The sequence below is a fragment of the Halanaerobium hydrogeniformans genome (assembly GCF_000166415.1).
Lineage (GTDB): Bacteria > Bacillota > Halanaerobiia > Halanaerobiales > Halanaerobiaceae > Halanaerobium > Halanaerobium hydrogeniformans.
In genome coordinates this window covers 1242422-1255320 of the sequence record NC_014654.1, presented here as the reverse complement: position 1 = coordinate 1255320, position 12899 = coordinate 1242422, and the positions used below count along the sequence as shown (strand labels likewise).

General features: G+C 33.2%; 12 protein-coding genes. All 12 read right to left on the bottom strand.

From position 1 onward, the window contains the following. Positions 1-53 precede the first annotated feature (53 nt). The 12 genes from HALSA_RS05600 to HALSA_RS05545 all read right to left on the bottom strand — a co-directional run bounded on the left by HALSA_RS05600 (position 54) and on the right by HALSA_RS05545 (position 12878). Entirely contained in the window at positions 54-959 is a 906-nt protein-coding gene (locus HALSA_RS05600; protein WP_013405625.1) for a DMT family transporter, read from the bottom strand. A gap of 48 nt (positions 960-1007) precedes the next feature. Next, positions 1008-3347, bottom strand: a complete 2340-nt coding sequence (locus HALSA_RS05595) for a glycoside hydrolase family 65 protein (protein ID WP_013405624.1) — start codon at positions 3345-3347, stop codon at positions 1008-1010. Between the two features lie 15 nt (positions 3348-3362). Next, positions 3363-4181 (bottom strand): Asp23/Gls24 family envelope stress response protein, encoded by an 819-nt coding sequence (locus tag HALSA_RS05590; protein ID WP_013405623.1) that lies wholly within the window; start codon positions 4179-4181, stop codon positions 3363-3365. A 195-nt stretch (positions 4182-4376) separates the two neighbouring features. Beyond that, on the bottom strand, positions 4377-5618 hold the full coding sequence (gene fabF / locus HALSA_RS05585) for a beta-ketoacyl-ACP synthase II (RefSeq protein ID WP_013405622.1): 1242 nt from the start codon (positions 5616-5618) through the stop codon (positions 4377-4379). A 32-nt stretch (positions 5619-5650) separates the two neighbouring features. Beyond that, the gene (fabD, locus tag HALSA_RS05580) at positions 5651-6580 is read right to left on the bottom strand and encodes an ACP S-malonyltransferase (RefSeq protein ID WP_013405621.1); all 930 of its coding nucleotides are present in this window, start codon (positions 6578-6580) and stop codon (positions 5651-5653) included. Between the two features lie 76 nt (positions 6581-6656). Next, positions 6657-7646: a beta-ketoacyl-ACP synthase III gene (locus HALSA_RS05575; protein WP_013405620.1), complete on the bottom strand. Its 990-nt coding sequence runs from the start codon at positions 7644-7646 to the stop codon at positions 6657-6659. Positions 7647-7815: 169 nt separating this feature from the next. Further along, positions 7816-8421, bottom strand: a complete 606-nt coding sequence (locus tag HALSA_RS05570) for a P-loop NTPase family protein (RefSeq protein ID WP_013405619.1) — start codon at positions 8419-8421, stop codon at positions 7816-7818. A 75-nt stretch (positions 8422-8496) separates the two neighbouring features. Then, complete coding sequence (locus HALSA_RS05565) at positions 8497-8943, bottom strand: MOSC domain-containing protein (RefSeq protein ID WP_013405618.1); 447 nt, start codon at positions 8941-8943, stop codon at positions 8497-8499. Positions 8944-8973: 30 nt separating this feature from the next. Next, on the bottom strand, positions 8974-9483 hold the full coding sequence (gene mog, locus HALSA_RS05560; protein WP_041595796.1) for a molybdopterin adenylyltransferase: 510 nt from the start codon (positions 9481-9483) through the stop codon (positions 8974-8976). Next, positions 9464-9946: a cyclic pyranopterin monophosphate synthase MoaC gene (gene moaC / locus HALSA_RS05555; RefSeq protein WP_013405616.1), complete on the bottom strand. Its 483-nt coding sequence runs from the start codon at positions 9944-9946 to the stop codon at positions 9464-9466. The genes mog and moaC overlap by 20 nt, the downstream gene beginning before the upstream one ends. Positions 9947-9949: 3 nt before the next feature. After that, positions 9950-10915: a GTP 3',8-cyclase MoaA gene (gene moaA / locus HALSA_RS05550; protein WP_013405615.1), complete on the bottom strand. Its 966-nt coding sequence runs from the start codon at positions 10913-10915 to the stop codon at positions 9950-9952. Between the two features lie 43 nt (positions 10916-10958). Beyond that, on the bottom strand, positions 10959-12878 hold the full coding sequence (locus HALSA_RS05545) for a molybdopterin biosynthesis protein (RefSeq protein WP_013405614.1): 1920 nt from the start codon (positions 12876-12878) through the stop codon (positions 10959-10961). Positions 12879-12899: the final 21 nt, after the last annotated feature.

Sequence of the window (12899 nt, the reverse complement as noted above, 5' to 3'; positions counted from 1 at the left end):
ATTTTATATGTAATATTTATAAATGTCCAGTCAGAAACTGATAAATTTTTAATTTAACTATTTTTTTTAGCAGAAAAAGCTTTTTTTTGCATTTTGCTTTTTCGATAATTATAGATTGAGGCTAAATAAATCCCACCCAATATGAAAGCTCCTCCAATTAATGTAGTTAAAAGAACCTGTTCATTTAATAATAACCAGGCTAAAAAAGTAGTTAAAACTGGCTCACCTAAAATAGATAAAGAAACAATTGAAGTCGGTAGATAACGAACAGAATAATTTAATATAGAATGACCAATTAAAGTTGGTCCAACAGCCAGAGCCAATAAAATCAAATAATTATTTATTCCATGACCAAAAAATGGGATCTCAAAAATGTAAGCTCCTATCCCCAGGAAAAAAGCCGCATAAGTATAAAGAATGAATAAATAGGGAAAATAATCTAGTTTTTTTCTTACTCCTCGCCCAATAAATAAATATGAGGCTGCAAATAATGCTGCTGATAAAGCAAGAAAGTTACCAAATAATTTATCTCCTAAATGGTAAAAATCACCGATACTAATTATACTAGTCCCGATAAATGCCATAATAATCCCTATTAAGGCTCCTGGTCTTAAATCTTCTTTCGCAAACAAAAACTCCAGAATAATAGTAAAAAGAGGCTGTAAAGCAACAAAAATTACCGAATTTGAAATATCAGTATATTCAATTGAAGTAATCCAGAGTATAAAATGAACTGCAAGCAGAAAACCGACCAGCAGGGGTCGGTAATCCAAAAAGTAAGCTGCTTTGTGGCGGTGATTTTTTATAAAATAAGGTGTTAATAGCAGCACAGTAAAGAACATACGATAAAAAGCTGTAATCATTGGTGGAGAAGTTGCAATTTTTACTAAAATACCTGAAAGAGATAAAAAGAAAACTCCTCCAGCAAGTAAGATATATATTTTTTGCTTAAAATCCATTTTTACACCTGCTTAAAATATAAATTTAAAGCTCAAATAAACTAAATACTACTTTTCATTTCTTGCTTTTTTTGATAAATTATTTTTATCCAGAATAATTAACTGGTCATAATGTTTAAATTCAATCTTATCGCCAGAAATTAGCAGATAATTTGTCTCGTGCTCATCAACAGTTACTTCTAATTGGCTGCCTCTAAAACGAATTCTAAATTGATATTCATCCATTTTTTCTGGTAGATGAGGATGAAAATATAATTTACCAGAAAACATCCTCATTCCAGCAAATCCCTGTACTAAAGCCATCCATGTCCCACCCATACAGGCAGTATGTACACCCTGATAGGCATTTTCATTATAATCATCAAGATCAAGTCTGGCCGTCTGGATAAAATAATTATATGATTGTTTTTTATAGCCAATTTCTGAAGCTATAATACTATAAATAGCCGGTGATAAGGAAGAATCATGAGTTGTTTTAGGCTCATAATAATCATAGTTTTTAGTTTTTAGTTCTCTGCTGAATTGATCACCCAGCTGCAGCATTAATAAAATAACATCTGCCTGTTTAATAACCTGATATCTCCAGATAATTAATGGATGCCAGTTTTTAACCAGAGGCAGTTCTGCTTCAGGTATACTATCTACTTCTATCGGATTTTTACTTAAAAATGAATCATCTTGAGGAGTTATTTCCAGTTCTTCATCATATGGTAAATAAATATCTTCAGCAATTTCTTTAAATTTATTTAGTTCTTCCTGGCTGAAGTCTATTTTATTTAGTAATTTATTATATTTTTCAGGAGCTTTAGCTTTAATTATCTCTGCCATTTCTGCAGCAGTTTTTAAGTTAAATTTAGCCATATAATTTGTAAAAGCATTATTATTAACACCGGGCTTATATTCATCTGGACCACAGACTACATTAAAGCAAAACTTATTGTCATGATCAGCAATATAACTTCCAAAACTAATCCACATCCTGGCAGTTTCAATCAAGATTTCCAGACCATAATTTTGCATAAACTCCTGGTCTCTGCTAACCTGATAATATAAATTTACTGCATAAGCTATGTCAGCATTAATATGATATTGTACAGTTGAGCCCATAAAAAATCCGGATGCCTCTTTACCATTTATAGTTCTCCAGGGGAATAATACTCCATCAAGTTTCATTCTTTTAGCATTTTCTCTAGCTTCTGCTAAACAGTTATAACGATAAAGCAATAAATTCCTGGCAACTTCAGGTCTCTGAAAAGCATAAAATGGTAAGATATAGCTTTCAGTATCCCAGAAATAATGACCTTCATAATGTTCTCCACTTAGACCTTTAGCAGCAACACTTGTCATCCCATCTTTACCTGTTGCCTGAAGAATATGGAATGCATTAAAACGAAAAGCCTGTTGAAGTGCCATATTCCCGGATATTTTAACATCAGTATCACGCCAATATCCTCTCATGAATTCTGTTTGTTCCTGAACTAGCTTATCAAAACCGGATATTACAGCTCTAGCAACAGATGCTCTAGCATCACTAAGTGGAGTTTCTTTTTCCTCTTTACTGTGATGAATACCAACAATTTTATCTAGCCTGCAGGTTTTACCTTTAGTCGCATTTGCTTCAAATACCCAGTCAATTCTATCATTAAAAGAATTACTTTTAATCTCACAATTTTCCTCGGCATCTTCGTTTAAAATATGTTCAACAACATAGGCAACTTTAAAATTAGTTTTCTTAACATTATGTAATAAAATACCTGTATTTCCATCTAACTCTGATTTTAAACCTTCAAGAGTTTTTTTGTCTCGAAGATGATGGTGATTACTAACATCCCCATTAATTGCTGAGTTTATACTGATTTTTCCAGAAAAGTTAAGTGGAGTAACCTCATATCTAATTGCTGCAATGTGATCTCTACTTAAAGAAACAAGTCTTATTATTTTAACTTCAACCTGTCTCCCTTTTCGGTCTTCCCAGATTAATTTTCTTTTCAATACACCGTGTTGAAGATCTAATTCTCTTTTATAGTCAATTAAATTACCTTTGAGTAGATTAAGTTTTTCCTCATTAATATAGAGATTTATTTCACTCCAATCAGCCAGGTTTATTATAGTCTGACCATCTTTAGGTAAATTAGGTGCCTTTTCTCCATAAATAATCTCTTCACTTGTATAAACTCCATTAATATAAAATCCGGGAGTTGTAGTTTTTTCACTGGCAGGGTAATCTTCTTCTAAAGTACCTCTAATCCCCATATAACCATTACCCAAAGCAAAAATTGCTTCATTATGATGATTGTGTTCTACCAAAAATTCTTCCTCGGTTATCTTCCAGGGCTGATATGGATAAATTGCCTCAGCCTCCAATTTTTTTTGATGATATTTGCGCATAAAATCCCCCCTTAATTAACTTTCATTCTCCAAAAAAAGAGTATAAACCTCTATATTAATTTCTTTAACATTTATTCCAGTACTGTTTGCTAGATATTCCCGCAAATTATAACGAAGCTGTTTTAAATATCGAGGTATATTAATTCCATACATTAATTCAATTGAAATATCAACATATAAAAAATTATTTAATTCTTCGATTCTAGTTTTTTTACATTTTCCAACTTCTTTTTTTCTTTTTAAAAAATACTTGATTAAATCTACTAAAACACGATTATGAATACTTAAATTTCCATAAAAGCTAAATCTCGGCCTTACTATGCTTTTTTCATGTCTTACCGTACGATTATCCTTTTTAAAGAAAAGTTCTAATGAATGGAGCAAATAACCAGTAAATTCTTCTTCAACCTCGATTGTTGGTACTGGAATAACGTGTTTTCCTTTTTTATTTCTTACTTCAAGTGCTTTCTCTATCTCCTCTGGAGATGAAATATCTTTTATATCAATATAATTATCGATTTTTTCTAAATCCAGTCGCTCGGCAATTCTTTCTACCATTCCAAGTGAAGTTCCCAGCAGCAGTATTTTATCTTCATTAATTTTTTTTATTGAAGATTTTACTGCTTCTGCATGTCTGTCATCAAAAAAGAGAGCACGTCTGATTGCTCCCATTTTACTTTCTTCCCTTTTGGCAGAACTTCCTGCCATGATCTTACCAGAATATATTAAAAGACCATCATCAACTATAAGGGGTATCTGATATTTATTGGCCAGCAAAACAGCCCTATGGCTTTTCCCGGTCCCACTGGCACCTACAAGTGCATATACTTTCATATTTTAGAATACCTTCTTCCTGATAAAACAAAATATATTTTTTACTTCATTTTGATTATATATTTTTTGTTGCGAAATTTCAATCATTTAGAGACAAATTAATTGTTGAGATAAAAGTAATTATAAAATTAATTAAAATAAAACCTGTCAACTTATTCAGCTGACAGGCAATTAATTATTTATTTATTGATTTTTTTAATCCTGATATTTTTTAATGATAATACAGGCGTTTTGCCCTCCAAAACCAAAAGAATTACTTAAGGCAGCTTTAATGGTCTTTTTGCCAGCTTGATTTGGCTGATAATTAAGGTCACAGCCTTCTCCACCTTCATTAAAATTAATTGTAGGTGGAACTAAGTCATTTTTTACTGCCATAGTGGTAATTAAGGCTTCCACACCACCAGCAGCTCCAAGTAGATGACCTGTCATAGATTTTGAAGAAGAAACGGTTAAATCATAAGCATGATCTCCAAAAACATTTTTAATTGCTGTACTTTCATATTCGTCATTTAAAGGGGTTGAAGTCCCATGAGCATTAATATAATCAATATCAGTCAACTCAAGACCAGAACGTTCTATTGCAGCCAGCATAGCTCTTGATGCTCCCTCACCTTCTGGAGCTGGAGAAGTAATATGATAAGCATCACCAGAAGCTCCATAACCAACAATTTCTGCCAGGATATTTGCTCCTCTAGCTTTAGCAGTTTCTAATTCCTCCAAAATCAGTACTCCCGCACCTTCACCCATAACAAATCCATCCCTATCTTTATCAAAGGGACGACTTGCTTTTTGAGGTTCATCATTTCTGGTAGATAGGGCTTTCATATTACCAAATCCTGCTAATGCGGAAGGGGAAATTGCAGCCTCAGTTCCTCCAGCAATCATAATATCTGCTGCACCTCTTTTAATTGTTTCAAATGCTTCTCCAATTGCGGAGGTACCTGAAGCACAAGCAGTTACTGTATTCATATTTGGTCCTTTGGCATTTGCATAAATAGCAACATTACCTGCTGCCATGTTAGCAATCATCATCGGTATAAAAAAAGGACTGATTCTGCGGGGACCTCTTTTATGTAACTTTTCTACCTGCTCTTCAAAAACTTCTATTCCTCCAATACCAGAACCCATTATAACACCGGCTCTATCTGCAATATCATCTGTTAATTCTAAATCTGCATCTTCAAGAGCTTTTAAAGATGATACAATTGCATACTGGCTGTAAAGGGCCATTCTTTTAGCTTCCTTACGGTCAATATACTTTCCTGGATCAAAATCTTTTATTTCAGCAGCGATCTGACTTGGAAACTCAGATGCATCAAAATTTTCGATCTTGCTTACCCCTGATTCACCTGCTGCTATTTTTTCCCAGAATTCATCTGCCTCAGTACCAAGGGCATGAACAACACCTGCACCAGTAATTACTACTCTTTTATTCATATTATTAAATTCCTCCTAAAAAATTTTAGCATTTATTTTAGTTTTTTTAATGTCTTGTTTAAACTTTTGCTGTCTTCAACATTATAGGCATTTAAAGAACGATCAATTCTTCTCATTAACCCTTTTAAAACTCTTCCTGGCCCTAATTCTACAAAATCCTGATAACCATCTTCTTTAAACTTTTGGATTATCTCTGACCAGCGTACACTATTATCAAGCTGTTTAATTAATACCTCTTTTATATCCTGACGATCTTTAACATAATCAGCACTAACATTTGCTAATAGGGGTAGTTCTGCATCCTTAAATTCAATTTCTTCGATCAGTTTTTTTAATTCCTCTTTTGCAGGTTCCATTAATGGAGAATGAAAAGCCCCACTAACCTGTAAAGGAATAACCCTTTTTGCTCCCTGCTCATTTAAAATTTCTTCAGCTTTTTTTATAGCATCAACCTCACCAGAAATAACAACCTGACCAGGAGAATTATAATTAGCAACCTGACAGATTCCGTCAACCTGCTCACATATATCTTCTACTATCTGGTCTTCTAAACCAATTACAGCAGCCATAGTTCCCTTACCTTCTGGGTCAGCTTTATCCATTAGTTCTCCTCTTTTACGCACCAGTTTAAGTCCATCTGCAAAAGATAAAACACCAGCAGCATAAAGAGCAGAATATTCACCTAAACTATGACCTGCCACTGCAGAAGCTCTAATACCTTCTTCTTCTAAAACAGCCTTAACCATAGCACTGATAGTGTAAATAGCGGGCTGAGTATTTTTAGTATTATTTAAAGTTTCTTTTGGTCCCTTAAAAATTATATCTTTTAGGTCAAAATCTACTAAATTATCAGCTTTATTGAGAACTTCTTCAGCAGCTCTATAATTATCATAAAGATCTTTTCCCATTCCAACATACTGGGAACCCTGACCTGAAAACATAAATACCAAATTATTAGTCATTTTGAAACCTCCACTTTATTAATATTTTCACTATTACTTATTTAAATATACATTTTATTTTTAAATTAAAAATTATTTACTTTAGATCATTCCACTCTAATACTGTAGATGCCCAGGTTAATCCTCCCCCAAAAGCAACCAAAACTATAGTATCTCCATTTTTAATTAAACCCTGTTCTTCAGCTTCAGCTAAAGCGATTGGAACTGAGGCTGCAGATGTATTCCCATATTTATCTAGATTAACAAAAACCTGTTCTGGCTTAAGCTTTAATCTTTTTGTAGATGAAGCAATGATTCTGGTATTAGCCTGATGAGGTATCAATAAGTCGACATCATCTGTACTAAGACCTGCCTTCTTTAAAACTTTTAGTGAGGCTTTACTCATTATTTTTACTGCAAATTTAAATACCTGATTACCTTCCATATATAAATAATGTTCTTTATTATCAACAGTCTCATGTGTAGCAGGTTTAAGTGAGCCTCCACCCGGCATATATAATGTGTCTCCTCCTGATCCATCTGAACCAAGATCAGAAGCAAGTATACCACCTTTATCAGTGGGTTGTAAAACTGCTGCACCTGCACCGTCACCAAACAAAATACAGGTTCCTCTATCTTCCCAGTTTATTATTTTAGATAATACTTCTGTCCCTATAACCATAATATTATCATACATTCCTGATTCGATAAAACTACTGGCAACACTTATCCCATAAACAAAACCTGAACACGCTGCTTCTAAATCAAATGCTCCAGCATTACTTGCCCCGATTCTATCCTGGATCAAACAGGCTGTAGCAGGAAAAGGCATATCAGGAGTTATTGTAGCTACTATAATAAGGTCTAATTCTTCAGCTTTAATCCCAGCTTTTTTTAAAGCTTCTTCAGCAGCTTTAACTCCTAAATCAGATGCAGTTTCATCATCAGCTGCTATTCTGCGTTCTTCGATTCCGGTTCTAGCTTTAATCCAACCATCATCTGTGTCAACAATTTTTTCCAGATCTTTATTTGTCATTACTTTTTCTGGGAGGTATTTACCCAATCCAGTTATTGTAGCTTTTCGCACATCATTCACCTTCCTTAAGTTAGTCTAACTAAATAAGCTAGTCTAACTAAATTTATATCACTTTTTCGACTACTAGTCAAGTTTAGTCAAAAAAAAGAAAAGAGATTTTTTCGTTATAACTTTAATATTTTTTATAATCTCTTTCCCTTTTAACTCTAAGATATTTCTCTTAAAAAAGACCCAGCATACATTTTGTAATTTTAACATCCTGTTCTTTAACTATTTTCCCTACTTCTCCCAGCTTCAAATCAAAGAGATCAGCTAAAAGATGGGCCTGATAACAGCTTAATTTTTCAGCCTGAATATCAAAAGATAGATTACTTAAATTATTTGTCTGTAAAATAAGGTTAGTATTTATTTTAATGGCTGCTCTATTTTTAACCATTTTAGCAGATTTTTTTTCTGGTTGATCTTTATTTTCTAAATAAAATAACAGATCAGGATTTAAAAAATTAATTATTGTATTTCCTTCAATAAATAATCTTTCTATATCATCAGCAAGCAGGCTTCTTGCTAACTGATAAGCACTTGGCAGTTCAGCAGCCGGGCTCTGTAATAAAATAACCTTGTCTGCACCGTGTTCAACAAATCTACTTGTATCAGTACCTGATTGGTTAATAATTTTAGGATCATTAATAACTTTGTATTGATCCATTTCATTGTCAACCGAAGTTTTGATAACAGCATCTTTATAACGGCTGTTTTTAAGCATTAAGGAAATTAAAGTTGTCTTGCCAGCTTTACTTGTCGATGCACTGACTCCTATCATTTCCATAATTATTCTTCCTCCCTCGTATAATATACTTAGTGACATTAAACTTTATCACTATTTAAAATGAAATTGCTTGTTTTAATTATTTTCTAAAATCTTAATTTTATCTCCAGCTTTAATGGGACCACCACTAATTACCCTGGCAAATATTCCTTCTTTAGGCATCACACAATCACCTATTGCCTCTAAAATTTCACAATCATGGTGGCACTTTTTGCCAACCTGAGTAAGCTCGATAATTATATTTTCATTTATTTTAAATCTTGTTCCAACTGGGAGTTCATATAAATTACTCAAACCTTCAGTTGTAATATTCTCTGCAAAATCTCCATATTTTAGTTCAAATCCTTTATTTCTCATTTTATCAATACTGCTTTTATCTAATAGACTGAGCTGACGATGCCATTTTCCGGCATGAGAATCACCTTTAAGCCCATGATTTTCTTTTAAGTAAGCTATTTCAACCGGTTTTTTAACAGTACCTTTATTTTCGCTTTTAGAGACAGCTAATACTTTAGCTTCCAACTTTACCACCTCTCAAATTTTTCTATATAATTAATGATTATGTTCAGTAAACTCACCTTTTAGTATTTCTACTCCGTGGGGGATTACATTTATTATCGATTCTAAACATTCCTGAACAGCTTTGGGACTGCCCGGGAAATTGATTATCAAACTATTTTTTCTGATCCCTGCTCTAGCTCTAGATAGGGCAGCCTGAGGTGTAATTGAAATCGTATCTGCTCTCATTTTTTCCGGCAGTCCAGGTACTTCTTTTTCAATTACGGCAAGTGTAGCCTCTGGTGTGATATCTCTTTTTGCAAATCCTGTGCCCCCGGTAGTTAATATCAAATCTACATCTTTATGATCACAGAGGTAAATCAGAGCGGATTTAATTTCTTCCATTTCATCTGCAATAATTTCTCGATGAACTATTTCAGCCCCAACTTCAAGCATCATTTTTTCTAATACTGGCCCACTTAAATCCTCGCGTTCACCTCGAGAACCTTTATCACTAATAGTTAAAACTGCTGTTTTAATTTTATTATTCTTTTTTTCGCTCATAAATCCCACTCTTCCCTCCAGATTTATATAACAATTTTATATCACCAATTTCCATTGACCTGTCAACAGCTTTACACATATCATAAATTGTTAAGGCACTAAGGTTTACAGCTGTTAAAGCTTCCATTTCAACACCTGTCTGACCACTATTTTTAACCTCAGCCTTTATTTTAATTCTATCAGAAAAATCACTGTTAAAATCAACCTTTATGCTGCTCAATAATAAGGGGTGGCACATAGGAATCAATTCTGAAGTTTTTTTAGCTCCCATTATTCCAGCAATTCTTGCTGTTTCTAAAACCGCTCCTTTTTTAATTTCGCCCGCTTTAATCATTTTTAAAGTTTCTTCTTTCATAACAATTTCTCCAGCAGCAATAGCTTTTCTCATTGTAATCTCTTTTTCTGAAACATCTACCATTTTTACCTTTCCATTTTCATCTAAATGTGTGAAAGCATTTTTCATAACTTAACCTCCAATTTGTGACATGCTCCTTTTATATTTGAGCTCATCGTCAAAATTTAAATTGTGAGCAGCAGGTTTTATCATCAATGCTTTTTTAAAACTTTTTAAGATCAGATCACTTTTCATGCTTTTATCAATTTCGACCTCTAAATCGCTGGCTAAACAGGGTTTTAATTTCCCATCTGCTGTTAATCTTAAGCGATTACAGTCTGCACAAAAATGTTCAGTCAAAGCAGCAATAAAACCTATTCTTCCTTTTGCAGATTTTAATTTATAATACTCAGCAGGACCATTACCTTCTGATTCAGTTTTTATCAATTTAAATTTTTTATCAATTATAGATCTGATTTCATTAACACTGATAAATTTTTCTGATTCTGTCTCTCCACCAAGGGGCATGTATTCTATAAAACGGACAACGAGCTTATTGTTTTTACTGAGCTCAACAAAATCAAGTATTTCGTCATCATTGATATTTTTCATAACAACAACATTTAACTTAACAGGATCCAGCCCATAATTTTGGGCTGCTTTAATACCATTTATTACATTGTCAAAATCATCACGTCTACTAATTTTTTTAAATTTATCTCTTTGTAAAGTGTCAAGGCTGATATTTATCCTATCAAGACCTGCTTTTTTTAATTCTGCTGCTTTTTCAGCCAGTAAAACACCATTTGTTGTCATCGATAAATCTTTTAAACCGAGTTTAGAAAGACCGGCGATTAAATCTTCAACACCAAGCCTTACCAGAGGTTCCCCTCCTGTGATTCTAACTTTATCCACTCCTATTTTTTGAGCTGTTTTTATAATTTTTATAAGGTCTTCATAACTTAATATCTCAGAATGACTTTTCTCTTTAATACCTTCTGCAGGCATACAGTAATGACAGCGCAAATTACAGCGATCTGTAATTGAAACCCTTAAATAATCTATTTTTCTACCTAATTTATCATTTAAATTCTCCATGATATCTCCTTCCCTAACATATCATAACTTAATTAAAATTAAATTAAAGATCTAAAATTTTTAGGGAACCACTATCAGTTGTTCTATATCCACCAAGATTTTTAATCTCTTCTCTAACTTTTTTGTCACGCAGGATTTTAATTAAATATTTTATCCGATGATCTTCTAACATAGCCGCCTCAACAATTAAATCATATCTTTCTTCAGCAACAGTTAGAAAATCAACCCCAATTACAGCAGCTGCTGCTCTAATACCTAAAGCTGCATCTGCAGAACCTCTCCCAACAGCTGCTGCAGCAGCAATATGAGTAAATTCCTCTTTATTATAACCGTTGATCTGACTGCTATCTATTCCCTCTTTTTTGAGTAAATAATCTAATAAAACCCTTGTTCCAGCTCCACGCTGTCGATTTACAAAATTAAGATCATTATTTTTTAAATCAGCAATCGATTTAATATTTTTAGGATTACCTTTTTTTAAGTAAAAACCCTGTTCTCTTTCAACTAAATTTATTAAAGCCATCTTTTTATTTTTAAAAAATCTTTTAAGATAAGATATATTATATTCTCCACTTTCAATATCCAGCAAATGAGCTCCTGCAAGATGTGATTCTCCTCTTCTTAAAGCTGTTAAACCTGCCATACTACCGACTGTTTGCAGCTTGAGCCTAAAATCTAATCCTCTTTTTGCAATTTCATTTCTGATTAAATCAAGACTTAAATCATGACTACCTATTAAAAGTAAATCTTTTTTAATTTCAGCTTTTGATTTTAATAATATAGCAGGTGCTTTATCTCCAGGAGCCAATCCTTCTTTATTTTCGGAAATTCTCAAAATAGCATCGGCTTTTACCATTGATTCCATTGCTGAAGAACCTCTTTTTAAAGGAACAGCGGTTAATAGTTCCTGATCATCATTTTTAGCAATCAAATTAACTCTTAAAAATTCCTCTAAACCGATATCCGAATTTATCTTGCGTTTAACTTCTACCTGCTGCTGATCAAATTCAGCGGCTTTTTGGCCCTGCATTAAATATACTAATTCTCTAACAAATAAATAATTATCAAGCAGAGCAGAGATCGGATAACCAGGCAAAGCAATAACAGGCTTATTAGCTACTTTAGCTGCTAAAATAGGTTTGCCAGGCATTATATTTACTCCATGAAATAATATTCTGCCCTCTGATTTTAAGATATCTCGGGTAAAATCTTTTCTTCCAGCAGACGAACCTGATAAAATAATAACTAATTGGCTTTCTTTAATTGCTTTTTTGAATTCTTTTTTTATTAATTTTTTATTATCAACTATAATATCTGTGATTTTAACCTCTGCTCCCCATTTTCTCAGGGCAGATTTTACCATAGTTGAATTAAATTCTACTAGTTCACCTTTTTGCAATTCTTTTACCGGCTTAACAAGTTCATCACCGGTGGGAATAATTGTTACTACTGGTTTTTTATAAACTTCAACCTCAGTTATACCAGCTTCCAGTAAAGCACCAAGATCAAAATCTCGAATTTTATGTCCAACAGTTAAAATGAGATTACCTTTAACTACACTTTCTCCGATTGAACGAACATGATTCCAGACCGCTACACTTTTTTCGATTTTATAATAATCTTCATCAACTTCATTAACCTCTTCTATTTTAATTACTGCATTAAATCCTTCAGGAATAGGGTTACCCGTGTCTACTGCTACAGCTTGAACACCTTTTTTTAATAAAACCGGGTTTCTGCTGCTGGCATCTGCTGTTTCTTTAGCCCTAACTGCAATACCATCCATAGCAGATGCATAAAAATCCGGAGCAGATCTATTGGCTTTAACAGCCTGAGCAGTTATTCTGCCAGCTGCCTCATCAACAGCAATAATTTCTGTTTCAGCCCTAAAATTTTTAAATTCTTCATGCAGTTGATCAAGAGCTACCTGAAGCGGCAGTTTATCTAAATATCTTTTAGCCATTAAAAACATCCTTCCTTATAA